The sequence below is a fragment of the Arthrobacter rhombi genome (assembly GCF_039526245.1).
GTDB classification, from domain to species: domain Bacteria; phylum Actinomycetota; class Actinomycetes; order Actinomycetales; family Micrococcaceae; genus Arthrobacter_H; species Arthrobacter_H rhombi.
Genome location: NZ_BAAAIV010000025.1, coordinates 12,072 through 35,160 on the forward strand (window position 1 = coordinate 12,072; position 23,089 = coordinate 35,160).

The following is a 23,089-nucleotide window of genomic DNA, read 5'->3' on the forward strand; positions in this document are numbered from 1 at the left end:
TCGGTTGTGCCTGCGCAGCGGCTCAGAGGGAGTGCGCCTGAGGGTTCAAGATTGCCACAGAGAGGCCCCCAGCGCAGAACCGGGGCCGTCCACGACGATCACCGCGCGGGCGGATCCGGGATGGGTCCCGGCCCGGTGCCGGGTGGCGTGCGCGTGCCCGTCGAGCTGGATCGGTCCCGCGGATCCGGCGCCGTGGACCAGGCGCTCCAGGGCCGCCGTCCGCTCGAAGTCCGGGGCGGGTGCACCACAGTGCACGACGGCGGTGCGCAGCACCCGGGCCAGCAGGGCGCCGTCGAGGGCGCGCAGGCCGCGCAGATCCAACACCACCGGCACCGCTCCGGGGGCGGAGCACAGGACCCGGGCCAAGGCGGCGCGGGCAGCCGCGTCCAGGAAGTCGGCGTCACGGCGGGCCAGCGTGGCGGTGCGGGCCAGCGACTCCGCCAGGCCGGGGCCCAGTGCGTTTTCGAGGCCGGGCAGCAACTCGTGCCGGATGCGATTGCGCAGCAGGGAGGTGTCGGCGTTGGTGGGGTCGGACCAGAAGTCCAGTCCCTCGTGGGCGCAGATGGCCTCGGTGTCGGCGCGGCGCAGCCCCAGCAGCGGGCGCAGATAGGGTCCACGGGCCGCCGGCATGCCGGACAACGACCGGGTGCCCGATCCGCGGGCCAGCCCCAACAGCACCTGCTCCGCCTGGTCATCCAGCGTGTGGCCCAGCAGGATCGCCGCGGCCGAGGTGTCGGCGAGCGCCGCGTCGAAGGCGGCGTAGCGGGCCGTGCGTGCCTCCGCCTCGGAGTCCCCGGCCGGCTGGACCCGCCGGATGATGACCGGTTCCAGGCCGAGTCCGCGCAGCTGCCCGGCGGCCCGCGCCGCGACGTCCGCGCTGTGGGCCTGCAGCCCGTGGTCCACGACGAGGGCCCCGGCCCGCAGCTTTCCGGCACGGGAGACAAAGGCCGTCGCGGCGGCCAGGGCCAGGGAATCGGCGCCGCCGCTGCAGGCGACCAGGACCAGGGGCCGGGGGTCCTGCGGCGCGTGGCCCCGCACCGCGTCCAGGACGGCGCGGCGGGCCCGGGCCAGTTCGGGGGGCAGGTGGCCGCCCATGGTCAGGGTGCCGGGTGGGTGGCCACGCGGGCGATCCATTCGCCCGGGTGGTGGATTTCGCGTTCGGTCGGCAGGTTCTCCACGCGCTCCCAGACGGCGTTGAAACCGTCCATCCCGATCTCGTCGACGACGGCGCCCACGAACCGTTGTCCGTCGCGGTACTGGCGCATCTTCGCCTCCAGCCCCAGGAACCTGCGGATCCAGGTCTCCACGGGACCCCGGCTGCCACCGCGGGAGTTGAAACGCTGGCGGATGGTCTTCACGGTCGGCACGATCGAGGAGTCGACGGCGTCCATCACCACGTTGGCGTGGCCTTCGAGCAGCGACATGACGGCCGTCAGGTGGCTGAGCAGGGCCTGGCCCTCGGGGTCCTGCAGCACGGAGAGCAGCCCGGTGGAGGACGGCTGGTCCACCGGGGTTCCCGCCGCCGTCGTGCCCTGCCGGCGCTTGGCGCCGATCGAGGCCATGGCGTCCTGTCCGGCGGCCTTGAGCCGATCGGCCAGGCTGCCCGGGGCGTCCATCAACCCGGAGGTCATCTGCGCGATCGTCTCCTGCAGGTGGTCGCGCAGCCAGGGGGCCGCCGCGAATTGGACGCGGTGGGTCTGCTCGTGCAGGCAGACCCAGAGCCTGAAGTCCTCGGGTTCCACGTGCAGTTCGCGTTCGATCTCCACGATGTTGGGGGCGACCAGGAGCAGCCGCCCGCCGGCCGGACCGCTGCCGAGCAAGCCGGCGAACGGGTCGTATTGGCCCAGCACCTTGGAGGAGAGGAAGGCCAGGATGCCGCCGAGCTCCACGCCCGCCGCGCCGCCGCCCACGGCCACGGTGGCGGGCGACATCTTCCCCTGCTGGGAGGCGACCAGCTGCTCCATGGCCGGGGCGAGCAACCCCTGGTAGCTCTGCACGTTGGCGCGCGCCCAGGTGCCGCGGTCCACGACCAGGACGGTGGAATCGCGCAGGTCGCGGGCCGCCTCCAGGCCGGTGATGCGGTGTACGTGCCCGACGGAGGCGTCGGCCTTGGTGCGCAGGTCGGCGACGACTGCGTCGATCTGCCGGGCGGTGAGTTTCGGGCCGGGCCCGACCAGGCGTGCTGCGGTGCCGGCGGCGACGTCCCAGTTGATGAGCTGCGTGTTCGGGGCGGAAGTCTCCATGTGCCCCATCACATCACGCGGCGGGCCCTAGGCGGTACAGCCGCACCCGGCCATCACTGCTGCTGCCCGGTCCAGCCCGGCCCGCGCCGGGTCCAGCGACCCGAACCCGTGCCCGAAGAACGCGAAGGCCAGGACGCGGCCGTCGGCGGTGACCGCCGTGCCGCTGAGCGTCGAGATCCCGGTCAGCGTTCCGGTCTTCGCCCGGATCTCCCCGCGGGTCGACGCCGACGTCAGCCGGTGTTCCAGCGTCCCGGTGGCCCCGGAGATCGGCAGCAGGTAGGACACATCGCGCAGGTCGGGGTCCCGGGAGGTGGCCGCGGCGCGGATGATCCCGGTGAGCTGGCGCGGGCTGATGCGGTTGCGGTCCGAGAGGCCCGACGTGTCGGCCAGCGACATCCCGGAGACGTCCACCCCGAGGTCCTTGGCGGTGGCCCGGAGCGTATCCGTGGCCCCGCCGAAGGTCGCCGGGCGCCCGGTGGCGATGGCCGACAACCGGCCCATGGCCTCGGCCACGTAGTTGTCCGATTCCTCGCCCATGAACGCCAGCTGGTCCGCGATCGGGGCCGAACGGACCTCCGCGAGCCGTTGCGCGCCGGCTCCGGCTTCACCGCGCACCACACCACCGGTGATGCCGATCCGCGGCGGGCGGGCATCGGCCGGGGCGGTCCCCGCAGCCGAGGCGCCGGCCGACGGCGAGGCCGGGGCCGCGTCGGCCTTCTGCTGTTCGGCGGCCACCGCCTTCCCGAGCGCGGCACGGAAGACCTTGGCCGCGGTCATCGCCGGATCCGCCACCCGCGTGCTGGTCGGGTTGCCGTCCTTCCGGGCGCCATACATGGCCAGCGGCTGGACGGCGGTGATGTTGGAGGTGGTCATGAGCGATTCGTCCCAGACGGGATTGAGCGTCGCCCCGGTGAACAGGGTGTCATCGACCACCACCTGCAGCTCGGTCTTCGAGCCGGCGGTGAAGTGGCCGGAGGCGAACAAGGCGGCTGCGGTCTTCTGCGCCAGGGTCCCCAGCCCGGCGCGGCTGACCGTCGACTCGGGCTCGGAGGTGCCGGCGCCGAGCAGCACGTCCCCGCCGCCGACCAGCACCACGGTGTCATCGGAGCCGAGCATCGCCGTCGTGGGCAAGGTGGCCTCCCCGCCCAGCTGCTTCTGGGCAGCCACCGCGGTGAGGATCTTCAGGTTCGACGCCGGGGCGCTGGCCTGGGTGCCGTGCCTGCTGTAGAGCACCTTGCCGGTGGCCACGTCGGTGACCTCGGCCGTGAAGCCCCCCTCCTTCGTCTTCGCGAAGGCCGCGTCGAGCTTCTTCTTCAGGGCCGCAGCCTGTGGTAGCTTGCCCTGCTTCCCCAGCGGCGCCATGGCCGTTGCACTGGCGGGGGCCAGCTGGGGGGCCGACGCCGGGCCGGGGGCGGGGGCGGGCGTCGACGCGGTGGACGAGTGCAGGAACACGGGCAGCAGGTTCAGCACCAGCACACCCACCAGGGACCCCAGCACCAGGACCAGCAGCAGGGACGTGGTCGTCCGCATCGCGCGTTTCATCGGCTTGTTCCTCAACTAGTGGTTGCCCGGCGACGCCATATAGTCTGGGGGCAATAGCTTAAGCCTAGACGGCGCGCGGCCAATTTCCGTTCGGTGCCGCCCCGCAGCACGAAAGTCGAGGACCCCCGCATGAACCATGACGTCACCATCGAGATCCCCACGGGATCGCGCGTCAAGTACGAGATCGACCACGAGACGCACCGCCTGCGGCTGGACCGCGTGCTGTTCACCTCGATGCAGTACCCCACCAATTACGGCTACTTCGAGGACACCCTGGGCGAGGATGGCGATCCGTTGGACGCCCTGGTCTTCCTGCCCGGCGTCGAGTTGATCCCCGGTGTGCTCGTGGAATCCCGCCCGGTCGGCGTGTTCAACATGACCGACGACGGCGGCGGCGACGCCAAGCTGGTGTGCGTCCCGGCCGACAAGCGCTTCGACCACATCCAGGAGCTCGAGGACCTCGACGAGTGGCTGGTCAAGGAAATCGAGCACTTCTTCACCCGTTACAAGGACCTCGAGCCGGGCAAGTGGGTCAAGAACGAGGGCTGGGAGGGCCGCGAGGCCGCCGAAGCCGAGCTCGCCCGCTCCATCGAGCGCTTCGCGAAGGCCGGCCAGGAGTCCGAGGAAGACGAGCCGCAGGGTCGCGACGTCGAGTAGCACGTCCACACCCCCCATGTCAGCAACCCCACGCCCCGCCCTGCTCCCACTGACGCCAGTGGAGCAGCTGCGTGCTGGCCGGTTGCCCTCCCGGTTGGTGCGCCTGTTCATCGGGCTCACCTTCTTCGGGGTGGCCATGGGGGCCTTTGTCCGGGCCGGACTCGGGGTGGCCCCCTGGGACGTGTTGCACCTGGGCCTGGCCCGACATATCCCGCTGAGCCTGGGCACGATCATCATCATCGTGGGCCTGCTGGTCCTGCTGGCGTGGATTCCGCTGCGCCAGTGGCCCGGCCTGGGCACGATCGCCAACGCCGTCTGGATCGGCGTTTCCGCTGACTTCACCCTGTGGCTCCTCCCGGACATCCACGGGCTGGCGCTCCAGATTTCCGTGATCGCCGTGGCCCTGCTGGTCAACGGGCTCGGCGGCGCGCTGTACATCGGCAGCCAGTTCGGAGCCGGCCCCCGCGACGGGCTGATGACCGGGCTGCATCTGCGCACCGGGTGGAGCCTGCGCCTGATCCGCACCGGAATCGAGGTCACGGTCCTGGGCATCGGCTGGCTGCTGGGCGGGACCGTGGGTCTGGGAACCGTCGCCTATGCCCTGCTGATCGGCCCGTCGACGCAGTTCTTCCTGCGCTGGACCATCGTCGACCTCAGCCCGCCGCGTCGAGCCGGCTCCCCGCCCCCGGCCCGGGCCACGACGCCCTGCCCGGACGATGACGGCACGACGTCGGAATCAACCGAAAACGGTTGATCATCGGGCAGACTGGTTCCATGTTCGTCCTGACCATCAACCAACGGGATTCGCGTGAGGCCGGGGACCGCGTCGAAGACCTGCTGCGCACCCTCGCCGACGTGCCGACCCTGGTGCCCTTCCAACGTTCCTTCGGCGACGAGGCCATCGGCGTCCTGGCCGATCCGGTCCACGTCGTCGATGCAGCCTTGGCCGCCCTGCGGCAACACCGTTGGCATGTCGGCATCGGGGTCGGCCCCGTGCAATTGCCCTTCCCGACGTCGATCGCCGACGCCGAGGGATTCGGCCTGGTCTATGCCCGCCGTGCGGTGAACCGGGCACAGAAGACCGGCGAACGCATTCCCCTGGCCATCGACGGACCCGACGCCGACGTGGCGGCAGAGGCGGAAGCCGTCGCCCGGCTGGTCGGCCAGATCGTCACGACGCGCACCGAGGCCGAGTGGTCGGTGCTGGACCTCATGATTCCCGGGGTCCGCGGCCAGCAGAAGACCATTGCCGCCGAGTTGGGCATCACCGCGCAGGCGGTCTCCAAGGCAGTGGTGCGTTCCAACTGGAACGAAGAGTGGGCCTGCCGGCCGGCGGTGGCCCGGCTGCTGACCCTGGTGGCAGGGCCCGCCGAGCTCCCGCCGGCGGCCTATCCCTACGACCCCGACCGGTGAGCCCGGAGGACACCGTCACCGAAGGGGCACGCCCCGGGCTGGTCATCTTCGATTGCGACGGCGTGCTGGTCGACTCCGAACGCCTCGCAACGGCCATCGAGGCCAGGATCCTCACGGCGATGGGTTACCCCCACACCCAGGCCGACGTCGTCGCCGAGTTCATGGGGCGGTCCGCCGACGACGCCCTGGCCCGGCTCGTTGACCTGCTGGGCCCGGAGGGGGCCCGTGAATTCGACGAACAGTCCACGGCGGAAACCCGGGCCGCATTTGACCGCGAACTCACCCCGGTTCCGGGCGTCGTGGCGGTCCTGGACGCCGTGCAAGCCAGCCGGATCAGCTACTGCGTGGCTTCATCCGGTTCGCACGCCCGCATGGGCCACACGCTGGGGGCCACCGGCCTGTGGGAACGGTTCGCCGGGCATATCCACTCTGCGGACGACGTCGAGCGGGGCAAGCCCTGGCCGGATGTCTTCCTCCAGGCAGCACTGCGCGAGGGGTTCGCGCCTGCCGACTGCGTGGTCATCGAGGACAGCGTCAACGGGGTGCTGGCCGCCCGGGCCGCCGCCATGGACGTGTTCGGTTTTGCCGGCGGACTGGCGGGGGCCGAGGCCTTGCACCAGGCGGGCGCCACCCCGTTCAGGGACATGGCTGAGCTGCCGGCACTTCTCGGGCTCCACGGCCCACGCTCAGCGTAGGGCGCCCGCGGGTCACGCACCTGCCCTGCACCTTCGGCCCACGGCTACAGCAGGCTGTGCAGTACCCGCGCCAAGCCATCCTCGTCGACGGAGGCGGTGACCTCGTTGGCGGCTGCCTTGACCTCGTCGGGCGCCTGGCCCATGGCCACGCCGCGGCCGGCCCACCCGAGCATCTCGATGTCGTTCCGGCCGTCCCCGACGGCCACGGTGTCCTCCGGGGCGTAGCCCAGTTCCCCGCGGAGGGCCTCGATGGCGCTGGCCTTGGTGATGCCCTCGGCGGCGATGTCCAGCCAGGCGGTCCAGCCGACGGAGTAGGTGACCCCGTGGAGGCCGATGGCGCGGACTGCCTCACCGAACTCCTCGGAGGAGGAGTCGGTGGAGAAGACGACGAGGCGCACTGCTGTCGCTTCGGTCAGCCGTTCGAAGGGAACGGCCTGGGCCTCGACGCCGAAGCTGGCGTCCTGGAAGCGTTCGGTGGACAGGAAGTTGCCTTCGTCGTCTTCCAGGGCGTACTTGGCGGTCGGCAGGGCATCGCTCAGCGCGCGCAGGGCCGGGGCCGGGTCGAAGGTCCTGCGGTCCAGCACCTCGTACCCGGACGGGAGGGTGGTGTCGATGCGCACGGTCACGCCGCCGTTGCTGCAGACCGCGTACCCGGTTTCGATGCCCAGGAGCTGGACGACGGGCAGGGTGGCCCCGAGCGAGCGCCCGGTGGAGATGATCACCTCGTGGCCGACGTCGACGATGCCGCGGGCGGCTTCGCGGACGGCATCGGACATGTGGCCGTCGTGGTTGACGAGGGTGCCGTCAACGTCCAGGCACACCATCTTCTGGCTGGTGGTCAGTAGCCGGTCTTCGGTGCCGGTATTCAAGGTCATGGTCATGACTCTAGTCAAACATTCCCGGCGGCGGATGAACATCGACCCGGTCACAGTCGGCGGTGAACGTCAGGGAACGCTTCGGCGAAGCAGTGGTTAACCGACGGCGCGCCCGCCCCCGAAGGGAAGGACGCGCCGCAGGAGTGGGCTGCGGGTCAGAGGACCGGCAGGACCTCCATGCCGCCCAGGTAAGGGCGCAGCGCGGTGGGCACGTTGACCGAGCCGTCGGCGTTCTGATGGTGCTCCAGGATCGCCACGATCCAGCGGGTGGTCGCCAAGGTGCCGTTCAGCGTGGCGACGGCACGGGTCTTGCCCGGCTTGCCGTCGGCCCCGACCGAGCGTTCACGGATGTTCAGGCGGCGGGCCTGGAACGTGGTGCAATTCGAGGTGGAGGTCAGTTCGCGGTAGGCGTCCTGCGTGGGAACCCATGCCTCGCAGTCGAATTTGCGTGCGGCGCTCATGCCCAGGTCGCCGGCAGCGGTGTCGATGACCCGGTAGGGCAGCTCGACCTTGGCCAGCATCTCCTCTTCCCAGGCCAGCAGCCGCTGGTGCTCGGCGGCCGCATCCTCGACGGGGCAGTAGACGAACATCTCGAGCTTGTTGAACTGGTGGACACGGATAATGCCGCGGGTGTCCTTGCCGGCGGATCCAGCCTCCCGCCGGTAGCAGGAGGACCAGCCCGCGTAGCGGGTGGGGCCCGCCGAGAGGTCGAGGATCTCATCGGCGTGGTAGCCGGCGAGCGCCACCTCGGAGGTGCCGGTCAGGTAGAGGTCGTCGCGCTCGAGCTTGTAGATCTCGTCGTCGTGCTCCACATCGAAGCCGGTGCCCTGCATGGTCTCGGGGCGGACCAGCGTGGGGGTGATCATCGGGATGAACCCGTTGGACACCGCCTGGTCCAGCGCCATGTTCAGCAGCGCGATCTCCAGCCGGGCCCCGACACCCTTGAGGAAGTAGAAGCGGGAACCGGAGACCTTGGCGCCACGTTCCATGTCGATGGCACCGAGCAGTTCGCCGAGTTCCAGGTGGTCGCGGGGTTCGAAGCCGTCGGCGGTGAAGTCCCGCGGCGTGCCCACGGTCTTCACCACGGTGAAGTCGTCCTCGCCGCCGGCCGGGGCCCCCTCCTGGATGAGGTTGGGTACTGAGCGCTGCAGGGCCGTCAGTTCCTCCTGGGCGGCGTCGGCGGTGGCCTGTTCGGCCTTCACCCGTGCTGCGAGTTCCTTCACTTCGGCCAGCAGGGCGGCCTTCTCCTCACCCTGGGCGGCGGCGACCTTCTTGCCGAAGGCGTTCTGCTCCGCACGGAGGTTCTCGAAACTGGTGATCGCAGTGCGCCGGGAGGCGTCGGCGGCAATGATCCGGTCCACCACGGATTCATCTGCGCCGCGGAAGCGCTGGGAGTCACGGAATGCTGCGGGATGCTCTACGAGCTCTTTAACGTCGATCACCACTACAGGTTACCGAATCCAGATATCGTAAGGGCACCATGACCATCGAATACGTTTCCCTCATCCTTGTCGTCGTCGCCCTGCTGATCGCCGCGGCAAGCCTGGTCGCCGTCGGGCGCCTCCGCGTGAAGGTGCAGGGCATCGCGTCCACCCCTGTGGTTTCCGACGCCCTCGCCAGCAGTTCGCGCACCGCCCTGGTGATCAACCCCTCCAAGAACGACGCCGACTCCATCCGGTCCACGGTGCTGCTCTCCTGGGCCTCCGCCGGCCTGGATGAACCGATGGTCCTGGAGACCACGGTCGAGGACCCCGGCTACGGCATGGCCCGCCAGGCCCTGGAGGCGGGATGCGAGATCGTCATCGCGGCCGGCGGGGATGGCACCGTGCGCGCCGTGGGCGAGGTCCTCGCCGGCACCACGACCACCATGGCCATCCTCCCCCTGGGCACCGGGAACCTGCTGGCCCGCAACCTCGGATTCGACGTCGAGGACCTCGGCGCCTGCGTCCACACGGCGCTGCAGGGTCGCACCCGCAGCATCGATGCCGCCCGGATCGAACTCGAGCGTGCCGACGGCACCACCGACACCAACATCTTCCTGGTCATGGCCGGCATCGGCACCGACGCGGAGATGATGGCCGACACACGTGATGACCTCAAGGCGATGGTCGGCCCGCTGGCCTACGCAGAAGCCGGAATGCGCCACCTGCCGGGCAAGCGGCGGCCGGTGACCATCACCTTGGACGACGGCGAGCCCCTGGAGCGCAACATCCGCTCAGTGATCTTCGCCAATGCCGGAAAGCTGCAGGCCGGGCTCGACTTCGTCCCGGATGCCAAGGTCGACGACGGGGTGCTGGATCTGGTGGTCATGAGTCCCCGTTCCGCAGTGGGGTGGGCGTGGATCGCCGCGAAGACCGCGTTGCGGCACCGTCGCGCCATCCCCGTCATCGAGTACTTCCAGGCCAAGAAGATCCGCCTGGTCTCGGAGGAGGAGATCGGCTCCCAGCTCGACGGCGACACCACCGGCAACGTCAGGGCAGTCACCGTGAGCACCATGCCGCTCGGACTCAAGGTCCGCGTCCCTGCCTACTGATCCCCCGCAGGGGCCACCGCGCGATCAGGCGCTGTGGGCCCGCAGCTTCCGCACCCAGGCGTGGGCCTGCGCGAAGGCATCGTCGGTGTTGTGCCGAGCCGGTGACGGCGCCGGTTGGTCGAGCTCGGTGGCGCTGGGGTAGGACCCGAGGAAGCGGATGTCCGGGCTGATCCGGTGCAAACCGGCCAGGGCGTCGGCCACGCGGGCCTCGGCAAGATGGCCCTCGACGTCGATGGAGAAGAAGTATGACCCCAGCCCCTCGCCCGTGGGGCGGGATTCGATCCGGCTGAGGTTGACCCCGCGGGCGGCGAACTGCTCGAGGATCCCCATCAGGGCGCCCGGGTGGTCCTCGGGCAACGGGATGACGACTGTGGTCTTGTCGTTCCCGGTCGGGCCGGGGACGGCTCCGGGGCGGGTCACCAGCACGAACCGCGTGACGGCACCACTGTTGTCCTCGACGCCGCGGTGCATCAGGTTCAAGGGGTTCTGCTCGAGGACCAGCGGCGAACAGATGGCCGCGTCGTACCGGCACTCCGGATCCAGCAGGCCCAAGGCCCCGGCCGCCGTGGATGACGCGGGAACGAACTCCGCGCCGGGCAAATGGGTCTCCACCCACCCGCGGCATTGGGCGATGGCATGCCCATGCGTCGACACCGTGCGGATCTGCGACAGCTCGGTGATCGAGTCCCGGGCGACCAGCACAAAGGTGATCGGCACCAGCACCTCGCGGACGATCTGCAGGGCCCCGCCCCGGGCAATCGCGTCGAGTGTCGCCGAGACACCGCCTTCAACCGAATTCTCGATCGGCACCATGGCGGCGTCGGCTTCGCCATCGCGGACCTGCTGCAGGGCCAGGTTCACGCTCGTGGCGGGCAGGCGTTCGCCCTCCCCGACCCCCGGGACCTGCAACAGGGCCTGTTCGGTGAACGTCCCAGCAGGTCCCAGGTAGGTGTACTTCATCGAACGATGGGCTCCTGCCCGTTTTCGCTGGCGAGCGGCAGACCCGCTTCGAGCCAGGCGCCGCTGCCGCCGGCGATGTTCAACGCGGTGTAACCCTGCCCGACCAGCCAGCCGGCGACCTGTGCAGAGCGCCCGCCCGTGCGGCAGATGACGTAGGTGTCCTCGTCCGGGTCCAACTCCTCCAGGCGCTCGGGCAGTTCCCCCATCGGGATGTGCACGGCACCTGCGGCGTGGCCCTCGACCCACTCGTAGTCCTCGCGGACATCCAGCACCTTGGCACCGGCTGGAACGCCGGTGACCTCGACGGTCTCGAATTCGCTCATGGTCCATCCTTCCTACGGTTTCCTGCTGAGGCTCCCAGCCTATAGTGGGTACGGACCGCTCCCCCGACAGATGAAGGGCCGGCATGCACCCCACTACCGGAATCGCAGCCCTCGACGGTGTCGGATGGACGTTGACGGTCATCTTCGGAGCCGTCTTCCTGGTTCTGCAGGCGTGGATCGTTGCCGGCGTCTCCCGCCGGGTCCTCGGCGTTCCCGTCGGATGGCCCCGGTCCATCGCCGTCGGACTGCTGATGTCGGCGGGACTGAGCTTCGTGGTCCGCTATCTCTTCCGGGCCGCCTACGTCCAAGACGGCACCCAGTTGCAGGTCTCCCCCGCAGTAGCCCTCATGTTTGCCGCCCTCGCCCTGATTTGGGTCTTCGCACTGGGGGTGGCACTGCTGATGGTCCTGGAGATCACCTTCCCCACCGGAACCCTGCCCTCTCCGGTCCGGCTGTTCACCGGGTGGAAGACCCGCCGCTCCCAGAGCTCCAGATACTTCCAGGTCATGCGCATCGCCGTCCGGCACGGGCTGTTGGCCCAGGCCCGCGGGCTGAACCGGCGCCACGCAGAGGCCCGTGAGGACCAGACGGCCCGGGCCCTGCGTGAGTCACTGAACGAGGCAGGCGTGACGTTCGTGAAGCTTGGCCAGATGCTCTCCACCCGCCGCGACCTGCTCTCCGAGCCCTACATCCGCGAGTTGTCGCGACTGCAAACCCAGGCGACCCCGGAAACGTGGCCGGTCATGGAGGCGGCCCTCTCCGAGAGCCTGGGCCGCTCCCCCGAAGAGGCCTTCGCCAGCATCGACCATGACCCCTTGGCCTCCGCATCGGTCGCCCAGGTGCACCGGGCCACCCTCCATGACGGCACTCCCGTGGTGGTCAAGGTGCAACGCCCCTCGGCCCTGAAGCAGGTCGAACGCGACCGGGCCATCGTGGTGCAGATCGCCGGATGGTTGGAGCGCTCCGCCCCCTGGGCGCGCCGACTCGGGGTGTCCTCCCTGGCCCGCGGATTCTCCGACTCGCTCAGCGAGGAGCTGAACTACCGCATCGAGGCAGAGAACATGCTCGCCATCGAATCCTCGCTGCGGGACTTCGACGTCACCGTCCCGCGCGTGTACTCCGAGTTCAGCGGACCCCGACTGCTGGTGATGGACGAACTCGATGGACAACCCGTCGGCGCAGCCGGCGCGGCATTGGCCCAATGGGGCCCGGAACGGCGGAAGAAGCTGGCAGGGGAACTGCTCAACGCCACCTTGCACCAGATCTCCGGCGACGGCGTCTTCCATGCCGACCTGCACCCGGGCAACATCTTCATCACCCGGGAGGGCGGCCTCGCCCTGCTGGACTTCGGAGCGGTCGGACGCCTGGATCCGGGAAGCCAGCAGGCGCTGAACCTGCTCTTGTTCTCCATCGACAAGAACGACAACCAGCTGGCCACCGATGCCCTGCTGGGACTGCTGGACCGGCCGGAGGACCTCGACGAGCGCGGTTTCGAGCGTGCCCTGGGCCAACTGCTGGTGCGCTACCGCAACGGCTTCGGCGGCCAGGGCGGCTCGGAGATGTTCACCTCCCTGTTCTCGCTGATCGTCCGCCACGGCTTCTCGGTCCCACCCCAGGTCGCTGCGGCGCTGCGTGCCCTCGGGGCGTTGGAGGGGACGCTGGGCCTGATCGATCCCGGGCTGAACGTCGTCGCAGCCGCCCGGGAGGCTGGCCGGAAGATCATCGGCGCCCAGTTCAGCCCGGGCACGTTGAAGGACGAGCTGGAGATCAGGGCCATGCAACTGCTTCCCACGTTGCGCGAATGGCCCCGACGGCTGAACAAGATCACCGAGGACATCGAACGCGGCCGGCTCTCCGTCAACGTCCGGGTCCTGGCCCATCCGGCGGACCGCGGGTTCCTGAACCGCCTGGTCCAGCAGGTGGTCGTGGCGCTGCTGGCCGGGACCGCGACCCTGGCGGCCATACTCCTGATCACCACGGAATCCGGTCCGTTCCTGAACGAAAACGTCAGGATGCACGCCTTCTTCGGCTATGTGCTGCTCTTCATGGGCTTCATCCTGGCCCTGCGCTCGGTGGTGCTGGTCTTCCAGCGCGACCGCGACGACGAACACGACACCCAGGAGGCCCGCAGATGACCACGCCCAGCCACCCGACCAGCCCCGGCGGGGCACTCCACGAGCGCACCGCCGTCGAACTCCGGGACCTGATCGCCACCGGCGAGGTCTCCTCCCGGGAAACCGCGGAACACTTCCTGGCTCGCATCGCAGAACAGAACCCGCGGCTGGGCAGCTTCATCACCGTCACCGCGGAACAGGCGGTGGCCGCTGCCGACGCTGCCGATGACGTCGCGGCACGGGCCCGCGCCACCGGTTCCGCGTTGGCCCCGCTGCACGGGCTCCCGCTGGCCTACAAGGACCTGTGGGATGTCGAAGGCGTCCCCACGTCGTTCGGCACCGCGGCCCTGCCCGCCGCCCTGGCGACGGAGGACAGCCCCCTGGTTGCCCGGCTGCGTGCCGACGGCGCGATCTCGCTGGGCAAGACCCAGATCCCCGAGTTCGGACTGAACTGCTATTCGGAAAACCTCATCGCCCCGCCGGCGCGCAACCCCCTGGACCCCTCGCTCTCCCCCGGTGGCTCCTCGGGCGGCAGTGCGGCAGCAGTCGCCGCGGGCCTGCTGCCCGTGGCTCCGGGGAACGACGGCGGCGGTTCGGTCCGCATCCCCGCGTCTGCTTGCGGTCTGATCGGCTTGAAGCCGGGGTTGGGCACTGTTCCGACGGATCTGGCCAACGGGCGGGTGGACCGCTTCGGCGCACCCCGCTTCGTGGTCTCCGGCCCCCTGGCCCGGACCGCCGAGGACGCCGGGCTGCTCATGGACTCGATGACCGGCGGCACCGGGTACCTGGAGGCTGCCCGCAGCGCCCGGCCCGCCGGCGGCCGCCCCCTGCGAATCGGCGTGACCCGCACTTCCCCCTTCGACGGCCGGTACCCCGTCGCCCTGGATCCCACGGCCGAGGAAGCACTGCAGGCCGGCATCGCGCTCTTGGAGGCCGCAGGGCACCGTGTCGAACCGGCTGACATCCGCTATGACAACCGCTACCCGGAGGCATTCCAGGCGATCTGGACCGCCGGGCTGGCCGAGGCAGGACTCCCCGACGAAGCCGCCCCCGCCCTGATGGAACTCGCCCGCACCTTCCGGGCGCGGGCCATCGCCCGGCCCGAGGCGGAGAAGCGCGAAGCCGCAGCCGTGCTGCAGAAGATCGCCGAGGACTGCCGGGCCCAGTGGGGCCGCTACGACGCAGTGCTGACTCCCGCCATGGCCCAGACGCCGCGGCCGATCGGGTGGTACACCGCGCACGACGCCGACTTCGACTACGAGCTCCAGTGCCGGTACACGCCATACACCTCGGTGGTCAATGTTGCCGGGACACCCGCCGTGACGGTCCCGACCCTGCGAACCGTCGGTGGTCTGTCCATGGGAATCCAGCTGACTGGGGCAAACGGATCTGAGCGCGACCTGCTCGCCCTGGCGGCCCAACTGATGAATGCCTCCAGCGGAATGTGATTCAGCTCACTGAAATAGGCGTTTTGGGACACACGAGCGCAAAATACTGTAAATGACCTCATTGAATTCCACGCGGGAACCGGCCGGAAAGACCTTCTTTGGCCACCCCCGGATGCTCTTCAACCTCTTCAATGTCGAGATGTGGGAGCGCTTCTCCTTCTACGGCATGCAAGGCATCCTCGCCTACTACATGTACTTCGAGGTGTCCAAGGGCGGCCTCGGCCTGGACCAGGGGCTGTCCCTGAGCCTGGTCGGCGCCTATGGCGGCACCGTCTACCTCAGCACCATTTTCGGAGCATGGATCGCCGATCGGCTCTTCGGGTCCGAACGCGTGCTGTTCTACACCGCCATCATGATCATGCTCGGCCACATCGCCTTGGCAGCGTTGCCCGGCGTCGTGGGCCTGACCGTGGGGCTGCTGCTGGTGGCCCTCGGTTCCGGTGGCCTGAAGGCCACCGCCACCACGCTGGTCGGTTCGTTGTACTCGAAGCAGGACACCCGGCGTGACGCCGGGTTCTCCATCTTCTACATGGGCGTGAACATCGGCGCCCTGATCGGCCCGTTGCTGACCGGCCTGCTGCAGACCCGGCTGGGTTTCCACTACGGCTTCGGACTGGCGGCGATCGGCATGGCCATCGGCCTGACCATCTATGCTCTGGGCCGCAAGAACCTGCCGGCAGCCACGCACCACGTCACCGACCCGCTGCTCGGCAACCTCCGCGTGCGCTACGGCATCGGCGTCCTGATCGGCATCGCGATCATCGTTGTGCTGCTGGCTACCGGCATCGTGCACGCCGACAACCTGGCCTCGACCATCGCCATCGTCGTGGTCGCAGCATCGGTGATCTACTTCATCGTCATCCTGAAGTCCCCGAAGATCGACGGCACCGAACGCCGCCGCGTCACCGCCTTCATCCCGCTCTACATCGCCTCCGCGGCATTCTGGGCCTTGTTCCAGCAGCAGTTCACCTTCATTGCCGTGTACTCGGAACAACGACTGGACCGCAACCTGTTCGGGTGGGAAATGCCGGCCAGCTGGACCCAGTCCATCAACCCGGTCTTCATCATCATCTTCGCCGCCGTGTTTGCCGGCATCTGGACCAAGATGGGCGAGAAACAGCCATCCACCCCCCTGAAATTCGGTGGCGCACTGGTCGTCATGGGACTGGCCTTCCTGGTCTTCATCCCGTTGAACTCGCTGGAAAAGACCCCGCTGTTGGCACTGGCCGGAATCCTGTTCCTGTTCACCATGGCCGAGTTGCTGCTGAGCCCGATCGGTCTTTCGGTCGCCACGAAGCTGGCCCCGATTGCCTTCACCACGCAGATGGTGGCGTTGTTCTACCTGTCGGTTTCGCTGGGCACGACGCTGGCCGGCATCTTCGCCGGCTTCTACACCGAGGGCAACGAGGTCCCGTACTTCGTGGTCCTCGGCGGTACGGCCATCGTGCTGGGCATTGCCTTGATGGCGGCCGTGAAGCCGATCAAGGCCCTGATGTCCGGGGTGAAGTAGCCCGGCTACCCACTACGTCAAAAATGCCTCGCCTCCGGACATCTTGTCCGGGGAGCGGGGCTTTTTTGCGTCCCTTCTGGTTAGCTGTATCCATGGCTGCCAATCGTGCGGGGACGCGCGCCCTCCCCGAGGACCTGATAGATCTCGACGCCGTCCGTTCGGCTTACTTCGATGTGGTTCCGGACCCGGAGGACCCCACGCAGCGGGTTGCCTTCGGAACCTCCGGCCACCGGGGCAAATCAGTGAACGGCTCCTTCAACGAAAACCACATCGCGGCCATCACGCAGGCCATCGTGGAGTACCGGAACGGCCAGGGCATCGCCGGACCGCTGTTCGTCGGCAAGGACACGCACGCGCTCTCCGACCCGGCACAGGACACCGCACTGGAGGTCCTGATCGCCAACGGCGTGGATGTACGCGTCGATGCGCGCAACGGCTGGACGCCCACCCCGGCTGTCAGCCACGCCATCCTCACCCACAACCGGGACATCCCGGCTGCCGACCGGGCCCGGCAGGCCGATGGCATCGTCATCACCCCCTCGCACAACCCGCCCTCCGATGGCGGGTTCAAGTACAACCCCCCGCATGGTGGTCCCGCGGATTCCGACGCCACCTCGTGGATTGCCGGACGCGCGAATGACCTGCTGACCGCTGGGCTGGCCGGAGTGAAGCGGGTGACGATCTCCCAGGCCCGTTTTGCGGAGAATCTGGGGACCCACGACTTCCTTTCTGCCTACGTCGGTTCCTTGTCCGAGGTCCTGGACATGGACGCCATCCGCTCCGCGGGGGTCCGCATCGGCGCCGACCCGATGGGCGGTGCGTCCGTTGACTACTGGGGCGCCATCGGCGAAAAGTACAGCCTCGACTTGACCGTCGTGAACCCGGAAGTCGATCCCCGCTGGTCCTTCATGACACTGGACTGGGACGGCAAGATCCGCATGGACTGCTCCTCCCCATCGGCCATGGCGGGCCTCATCGCCAAGGTCCGGGACGGCGGCGCGGCCTACGATATCGCCACGGGGAACGACGCCGACGCGGATCGGCACGGCATCGTCACCCCGGATGCCGGGCTGATGAACCCCAACCATTTCCTCTCCGTCGCCATCGACTATCTCTACCGCCACCGCCCGCAGTGGCCGCAGGGAGCCGGTGTGGGTAAAACCCTCGTCAGCTCCTCCATGATCGACCGGGTGGCCGCTTCCCTCGGTCGTGAACTCGTCGAGGTCCCCGTGGGCTTCAAGTGGTTCGTTCCCGGTTTGCTGGACGGCACCGGCGTTTTCGGCGGCGAGGAATCCGCAGGGGCGAGCTTTGTTCGTTTCGATGGCACCCCGTGGACGACAGATAAGGACGGACTGCTCCTGGCGCTCTTGGCGTCGGAAATCCAGGCAGTCACGGGATCGTCGCCCAGTGAGCATTACACGCGCCTGACCGCAGACTTCGGCTCGCCCGCCTATGCACGCATCGATGCAGCTGCCACCCGGGACCAGAAGGCAGCACTGGCCAAGCTTTCGGCCAGTGACGTGACGGCGTCGGAACTTGCCGGCGAGACCATCACCGCCCGGCTGACCGAGGCACCCGGCAACGGTGCACCCATCGGCGGGTTGAAGGTCACCACCGAGAACGCCTGGTTCGCAGCCCGCCCGTCCGGAACCGAGGATGTTTACAAGATCTACGCCGAATCGTTCAAGGGCGAAGACCACCTGAAGCTGGTCCAACAAGAGGCCAAGGCGCTGGTCGACTCCATCATCGGCTGACCTGCTTGACGGTTGCCGATCGGGGTTTCCACCCGATTGCCGACCTTTTGACAACAGCGTCCGTCACAATGCCATAACGTCGCTGTACCCCATATGCCACAAGGGATGCAGCTGCCTGCAACCCGGGTGTATCCTCGGTCAAACAATGGAATTCAGCCGACAGCGAACATCGAGTTGTTAGCGTTGCGTTAGAAAGTCAATCACTCGCCCTGTCAGACGGACTTTCCGGCCTCGCCTTTAAGCGGCCACGGAACCGTCTGGTGAGGTCGGGTTGCCGAGCAATCGGTCTGCCTCCACCCGGACCCAGGCCGTGGACGGGAAAATGTGAATACTACTGAGACAGCGCAACCGGCGCTACGCGTCAGCAACGCGTACAAGGTCTTCGGCCGCCGGGGCAACGAGGCGGTCAAGCTACTGAAGGCCGGGAAGTCCCGCAAGGATGTGTCCTCGCTGGGCACCGCGGCGGTCATCGACGCGAGCTTCGACGTGAAACCGGGCGAGATCTTCGTCGTCATGGGGCTCTCCGGTTCCGGAAAATCGACGCTGATCCGCATGCTCAACGGCCTCTGGCCCATGACCAGTGGCTCGGTCGTCATCGGCGACACGGACATCGCCAAGATCTCGCCCAAGAAGCTCCGCAAGGTCCGGCAACAGCGTATCTCGATGGTCTTCCAGCACTTCGCGCTCCTGCCGCACCGCACCGTCCTGCAGAACGCAGCCTACGCACTCGAGATCCAGGGCGTCGGCATGGCCGAACGTACCGAACGGGCGAACAAGGTCCTCGACGTCGTGGGACTCAACGGCTGGGGCGACAAATATCCCAGTGAGCTCTCCGGTGGCATGCAACAGCGTGTCGGCTTGGCCCGCGCACTGGCAGCTGAAACCGACATCCTGCTCATGGACGAGGCATTCTCCGCACTGGACCCCCTCATCCGCCGCGACATGCAGGAACAGCTGGCGTCCTTGCAAGCCGAACTGGGGAAGACGATCATCTTCATCACGCACGATCTGAACGAGGCCATGTTCCTCGGTGACCGCATCGCCGTCATGCGAGACGGTGAGATCGTGCAGATCGGCACCCCCGATGACATCCTCACGCACCCGGCCAACGAGTACGTCTCGGCCTTCGTGCGCGACGTCGACCGCACCCGGGTCCTCACGGCGGGGACTGTCATGGAGCCGCCGCGAGCGGTCGTGAACCTCAGCGGTGGCGCCCGAAATGCCCTGCGGACCATGCGGGAATTGCAGACGTCCGCGGCATTCGTCGTGGATCGGCGGCGGGTGCTGCTCGGCTCCGTCCGCGACCGCGAGGTGATGGCATTGCTCGAACGCGGTGGTGCGGACCTCGAGGAAATCATCACCTCCCGCAACGCCCCGATCACCGCAGACACGGCTCTGAACGACCTCTTCGGGCGTTCCGTTGAATCCCCGGTCCCGCTGCCCGTGGTCGACGACGAGGGCCGCCTGATTGGCGCCATTGCCCGCGCCACACTGCTCTCCGCACTCGGCAACGTGCCGTCGAGCACCAGCGGCATGCCGGTGGTCACCCCCGGGCAGACTGCGGGCACTGACGACGGCACTGCGGCGGCCCCCGGTGATGCCGCCAACGAAGGCACCATCGAGAATGAAGGAGAGGTCCGCTAGATGGGAGAGAACCTGTTCCGTATTCCGGTCGGCCACTGGGTCGAAACGGTCCTTGACTGGATCACCGCCAACTTCAACGCCTTCTTCGACGTCGTCAAGACGGTGTTCCAGAATTTCAACGACGCCCTGGTCTGGGTCCTCACCGCGCCCCCGTTCTGGGCGATCATCCTCGTGCTCGCCATCCTTGCGTGGCTGGCCAAGAGCTGGAAACTCGGCGTGGGGACGGTGATCGGCCTGCTGTTCATCTACGGCATGAACCAGTGGCAGAACTCCATGGAGACCCTGGCGCTGGTCCTGGTGGCCAGTGTCATCGCCGTCGTCATCAGCGTTCCGCTGGGCATCCTCACGGCGAAATCCAGGATCGTTTCCACGATCGTCAAACCCATTCTGGACTTCCTGCAGACGATGCCGGCCTTCGTATATCTCATCCCGGCCATCCTGCTCTTGGGCATCGGCGCCGTTCCCGGCATCGTCGCAACGATCGTGTTTTCCCTGGCACCAGGAACCCGCTTCACCGAACTGGGCATCCGCAGCGTCGATACCGAAGTGCTCGAGGCCGGCCAGGCCTTCGGCGCGTCCCCCGGTCGCATCCTGCGCCAGATCCAGATCCCCCTGGCGATGCCAACGATCATGGCCGGCATCAACCAGGTCATCATGCTCTCGCTGTCCATGGTGGTCATCGCCGGGATGGTCGGAGCCGGCGGCCTCGGCGCCGCCGTCTACAAGGCACTGACTACGTTGAATACGCCCCTCGGCGTCGAGTCCGGCCTGTCCGTGGTCGTCCTGGCCATCATTTTGGACCGGATCACCGCCTCGCTCGGGCGATCCAACGTGACGGGCCGCAGTACTTCATGACCCAACGCCCCGTCCGCGGGGCGCCAAGAAAGGAACACATAGTGAAGAAGAAACTCGCATCATTGATGGGGATGGCCGCCGTGGCAGCCATGGCCTTGACCGCCTGCGGTAGCGGCGGCGGAGGCAGCAGCGATTCCGCTGCCCCTGCGTCGCCGGAGAACGGCGATAAGGCGGCCTTGAACATCGGCGTCATGGCCGGCTGGGACGAAGGCGTGGCCGTGTCCAACCTGTGGAAGCAGATCCTGGACAAGAAGGGCTACGACGTCACCCTGACCGATGCCGACGCCGCACCGGTCTTCTCCGGAGTCGCCTCGGGCGACCTCGACCTGACCATGGACGTGTGGATGCCCCAGACCCACAAGGACTACATGGAGAAGTACGGTGACCAGATGACCAAGCTGGGCACCTGGTACGACAACGCCAAGCTGACCATTGCGGTCAACAAGGACGCCCCCATCGACTCCCTGGAGCAGCTGGCGGCGAATGCAGACAAGTTCGGCAACACCATCTACGGCATCGACCCCGGAGCGGGCCTGACGAAGGCCACCCAGGACAAGGCCATCCCCGAGTACGGTCTGGAGAAGATGGACTTCAAGACCTCGTCCACCCCGGCCATGCTGAGCCAGTTGAAGAAGGCCACCAAGGCCGGCGACAACATCGTCGTCACCCTGTGGCGTCCGCACTGGGCGTACGACGAGTTCCCGATCAAGGACCTCAAGGACCCCAAGGGAGCCATGGGCAAGGCCGAGAACATCACGTCCTACGGCAACAAGGACTTCAAGAAGAACTACCCTGGCCTCTCGAAGTGGCTGGACGACTTCAAGATGGACGATGAGCACCTGTTCTCCCTGGAGAACGCCATGTTCAACGGCGCGGAAACGGACAATTACGGTCCGGTCGTTGACAAGTGGATCTCGGAGAACCAGGAATACGTCGACGCCATGACCAAGAAGTAGCCAGCATCGACGGTCGGCGTCCCACACCGACTTCGATCGAGGACCCGGTGCGCATCCATGGGCACCGGGTCCTCGTGCGTCCGGGCGGTCAGCCCATCGAGCGCATGATCCGGCGCTTCGCCCACCCGAACGGCGGATAGATGGCGCGCAGGGTATCGATCATCGCGGTCTTCGAGAGCACGGGGCGTTGTTGGCTGAAGGTGTCGAATCCCGATTTGCCGTGGTAGTTGCCCATGCCCGATGCCCCGACTCCGCCGAAGGGCAGGTCGGGGACGGCGAGGTGCATGTTGCACACGTTGTGTCCGATTCCCCCGGCACGCACCTGGTCCTCGAAGGCGGTATGCAACCGGGGACGTTCGCTGAAAAGATAGGCAGCCAGCGGCGAGGGCCGTGAGTTGATGAACCGCACCGCGTCGTCGAACCGGTCCACGCGGATGATCGGCAGCACCGGCCCAAAAATCTCCTCCGTCATCACCGCGGACGCCGGGTCCACGTCGGCCAACACCGTGGGTTCGACGTAACGGGTGGCCGGGTCGTTTGAGCCACCGCAGACCACCCGCCCCTGCTGCTGGTAGGCGGCGACCCGGGCAAAGTGTCCGGAGTTGATGATCCGCCCATAATCGCGGCTGGATGAGGGGTCCTTGCCGTAGAACGAGGCGATCACCGGTGGCAGGTGCTTCTCGAGCTCCTGCGCCGCATGCTCGCCCACCGCCAGCACGTAGTCCGGCGCCACGCAGGTCTGTCCGGCGTTCATGAACTTCCCGTGGGCGATCCGCCGCGCGATGGCCGCGAAATTCCCGTCGCAGACGACGGCGGGGCTCTTGCCACCGAGTTCCAGGGTCACCGGGGTGAGGTGCTCGGCAGCCGCGTGGGCGACGATCCGCCCAACCCGCTCCCCACCGGTGTAGAAGATATGGTCCCAGTGCTGCCCGAGCAGCTCCGTCGTCGTCTCGGCAGCCCCCTCCACGACCGCCACGGCCCGGCGGTCCAGGTAGGACGGCACCAGGCGGGCCAGCAGCGCCGAGGTCGCCGGGGCCAGCTCGGAGGGTTTGAGCACCACGGTGTTCCCCGCGGCCAGGGCACCCACCAGCGGGCCCAGCAGCAGCAGGACGGGGTAGTTCCAGGGGGCGATGACCAACACCATGCCCAGCGGCCGGGCCTGGATGCGGGCGGTCGCGGGCTGCAGCGACACGGGAACCCTCACGTGCCGGTCGGCGACCCAATCACCCACATGCAGTTGCGCGTGGTCGATCTCCGCCTTGACCCGATCCAGTTCCGTCAGACGGGACTCGGCAGCGGGTTTGCCCAGGTCGGTGGTCAGAGCCTGGCACAGCGCCTCGTCGTTGTCCTCGAGCAGCCGTTCAAGCGCCTTGAGTTGCGCGGCCCGGAAGCGACGCGGATGGGCCAGCCGCGAGTCGGTGGCGTCGCGCAATCGCCGGGCCACGTCAACCGGCCGCTCGGCCGGGCGCGCTGGCTCCCCGGGGACGGTGGTTGATGCGGTGCGTCGGTTCTTGGCCATGGGTACGACAATATCGCCCGGCGGAGGTGATCCGGGTCACGAAGTTGG

At 68.0% G+C, this 23,089-nt stretch carries 20 protein-coding genes; 12 read left to right on the forward strand and 8 right to left on the reverse strand.

The window, feature by feature from the left end; genetic code table 11:
* Positions 1–45 precede the first annotated feature (45 nt).
* From tilS to dacB, 3 genes are read right to left on the reverse strand one after another with little or no spacing between them, the layout of a single operon-like run.
* Entirely contained in the window at positions 46–1,134 is a 1,089-nt protein-coding gene (tilS, locus tag ABD088_RS15745) for a tRNA lysidine(34) synthetase TilS (protein ID WP_343902917.1), read from the reverse strand.
* Positions 1,098–2,243: a zinc-dependent metalloprotease gene (locus tag ABD088_RS15750; RefSeq protein WP_343902918.1), complete on the reverse strand. Its 1,146-nt coding sequence runs from the start codon at positions 2,241–2,243 to the stop codon at positions 1,098–1,100. Before ABD088_RS15750 ends, tilS begins: the two co-directional genes overlap by 37 nt.
* A 27-nt stretch (positions 2,244–2,270) precedes the next feature.
* Positions 2,271–3,785 (reverse strand): D-alanyl-D-alanine carboxypeptidase/D-alanyl-D-alanine endopeptidase, encoded by a 1,515-nt coding sequence (gene dacB / locus ABD088_RS15755; RefSeq protein WP_343902919.1) that lies wholly within the window; start codon positions 3,783–3,785, stop codon positions 2,271–2,273.
* A gap of 129 nt (positions 3,786–3,914) precedes the next feature.
* Between dacB and ABD088_RS15760 the strand changes: the two genes are divergently transcribed.
* The 4 genes from ABD088_RS15760 to ABD088_RS15775 are packed head-to-tail and all read left to right on the forward strand — an operon-like array spanning position 3,915 to position 6,550.
* Entirely contained in the window at positions 3,915–4,442 is a 528-nt protein-coding gene (locus ABD088_RS15760) for an inorganic diphosphatase (RefSeq protein WP_343902920.1), read from the forward strand.
* 16 nt (positions 4,443–4,458) lie between these two features.
* Positions 4,459–5,196 carry a membrane protein YczE gene (gene yczE, locus ABD088_RS15765; RefSeq protein WP_343902921.1) on the forward strand — a complete coding sequence of 246 codons (738 nt, stop codon included), beginning with the start codon at positions 4,459–4,461 and terminating at the stop codon, positions 5,194–5,196.
* 20 nt (positions 5,197–5,216) lie between these two features.
* Positions 5,217–5,855, forward strand: a complete 639-nt coding sequence (locus ABD088_RS15770) for a hypothetical protein (protein ID WP_343902922.1) — start codon at positions 5,217–5,219, stop codon at positions 5,853–5,855.
* Entirely contained in the window at positions 5,852–6,550 is a 699-nt protein-coding gene (locus ABD088_RS15775; RefSeq protein WP_343902923.1) for an HAD family hydrolase, read from the forward strand. Before ABD088_RS15770 ends, ABD088_RS15775 begins: the two co-directional genes overlap by 4 nt.
* A gap of 44 nt (positions 6,551–6,594) precedes the next feature.
* Here the strand turns inward: ABD088_RS15775 and ABD088_RS15780 are convergent, their stop codons facing one another.
* Together ABD088_RS15780 and serS are read right to left on the reverse strand one after the other, a co-directional pair.
* Positions 6,595–7,425 carry an HAD family hydrolase gene (locus tag ABD088_RS15780; protein ID WP_343902924.1) on the reverse strand — a complete coding sequence of 277 codons (831 nt, stop codon included), beginning with the start codon at positions 7,423–7,425 and terminating at the stop codon, positions 6,595–6,597.
* Between the two features lie 155 nt (positions 7,426–7,580).
* A complete protein-coding gene (gene serS / locus ABD088_RS15785) occupies positions 7,581–8,867 on the reverse strand; it encodes a serine--tRNA ligase (RefSeq protein ID WP_343902925.1) in 1,287 nt (428 codons plus the stop codon).
* Between the two features lie 38 nt (positions 8,868–8,905).
* Between serS and ABD088_RS15790 the strand changes: the two genes are divergently transcribed.
* The gene (locus ABD088_RS15790; protein WP_343902926.1) at positions 8,906–9,958 is read left to right on the forward strand and encodes a diacylglycerol/lipid kinase family protein; all 1,053 of its coding nucleotides are present in this window, start codon (positions 8,906–8,908) and stop codon (positions 9,956–9,958) included.
* A 24-nt stretch (positions 9,959–9,982) separates the two neighbouring features.
* On the opposite strand, the gene pheA is transcribed toward ABD088_RS15790, so the two are convergent.
* Positions 9,983–10,918, reverse strand: coding sequence for a prephenate dehydratase (gene pheA / locus ABD088_RS15795; protein WP_343902927.1), 936 nt, complete (start codon positions 10,916–10,918; stop codon positions 9,983–9,985).
* The gene (locus ABD088_RS15800) at positions 10,915–11,241 is read right to left on the reverse strand and encodes a rhodanese-like domain-containing protein (protein ID WP_343902928.1); all 327 of its coding nucleotides are present in this window, start codon (positions 11,239–11,241) and stop codon (positions 10,915–10,917) included. Before ABD088_RS15800 ends, pheA begins: the two co-directional genes overlap by 4 nt.
* A gap of 83 nt (positions 11,242–11,324) precedes the next feature.
* On the opposite strand from ABD088_RS15800, the gene ABD088_RS15805 reads away from it, so the two are divergent.
* The 7 genes from ABD088_RS15805 (at position 11,325) to ABD088_RS15835 (ending at position 21,522) form a co-directional block, all read left to right on the forward strand.
* The gene (locus tag ABD088_RS15805; RefSeq protein WP_343902929.1) at positions 11,325–13,376 is read left to right on the forward strand and encodes an ABC1 kinase family protein; all 2,052 of its coding nucleotides are present in this window, start codon (positions 11,325–11,327) and stop codon (positions 13,374–13,376) included.
* Positions 13,373–14,803, forward strand: a complete 1,431-nt coding sequence (locus tag ABD088_RS15810; RefSeq protein WP_343902930.1) for an amidase — start codon at positions 13,373–13,375, stop codon at positions 14,801–14,803. The genes ABD088_RS15805 and ABD088_RS15810 overlap by 4 nt, the downstream gene beginning before the upstream one ends.
* Positions 14,804–14,855: 52 nt before the next feature.
* On the forward strand, positions 14,856–16,313 hold the full coding sequence (locus ABD088_RS15815) for a peptide MFS transporter (RefSeq protein ID WP_343902931.1): 1,458 nt from the start codon (positions 14,856–14,858) through the stop codon (positions 16,311–16,313).
* Between the two features lie 92 nt (positions 16,314–16,405).
* Positions 16,406–18,067 (forward strand): phosphoglucomutase (alpha-D-glucose-1,6-bisphosphate-dependent), encoded by a 1,662-nt coding sequence (gene pgm / locus ABD088_RS15820; protein ID WP_343902932.1) that lies wholly within the window; start codon positions 16,406–16,408, stop codon positions 18,065–18,067.
* A gap of 324 nt (positions 18,068–18,391) precedes the next feature.
* Positions 18,392–19,711 carry a quaternary amine ABC transporter ATP-binding protein gene (locus ABD088_RS15825; protein WP_343902933.1) on the forward strand — a complete coding sequence of 440 codons (1,320 nt, stop codon included), beginning with the start codon at positions 18,392–18,394 and terminating at the stop codon, positions 19,709–19,711.
* Positions 19,712–20,566 (forward strand): ABC transporter permease, encoded by an 855-nt coding sequence (locus tag ABD088_RS15830; RefSeq protein ID WP_343902934.1) that lies wholly within the window; start codon positions 19,712–19,714, stop codon positions 20,564–20,566.
* A gap of 41 nt (positions 20,567–20,607) precedes the next feature.
* Entirely contained in the window at positions 20,608–21,522 is a 915-nt protein-coding gene (locus ABD088_RS15835) for a glycine betaine ABC transporter substrate-binding protein (RefSeq protein ID WP_343902935.1), read from the forward strand.
* 88 nt (positions 21,523–21,610) lie between these two features.
* Here the strand turns inward: ABD088_RS15835 and ABD088_RS15840 are convergent, their stop codons facing one another.
* On the reverse strand, positions 21,611–23,041 hold the full coding sequence (locus tag ABD088_RS15840; protein ID WP_343902936.1) for an aldehyde dehydrogenase family protein: 1,431 nt from the start codon (positions 23,039–23,041) through the stop codon (positions 21,611–21,613).
* Positions 23,042–23,089 lie beyond the last annotated feature (48 nt).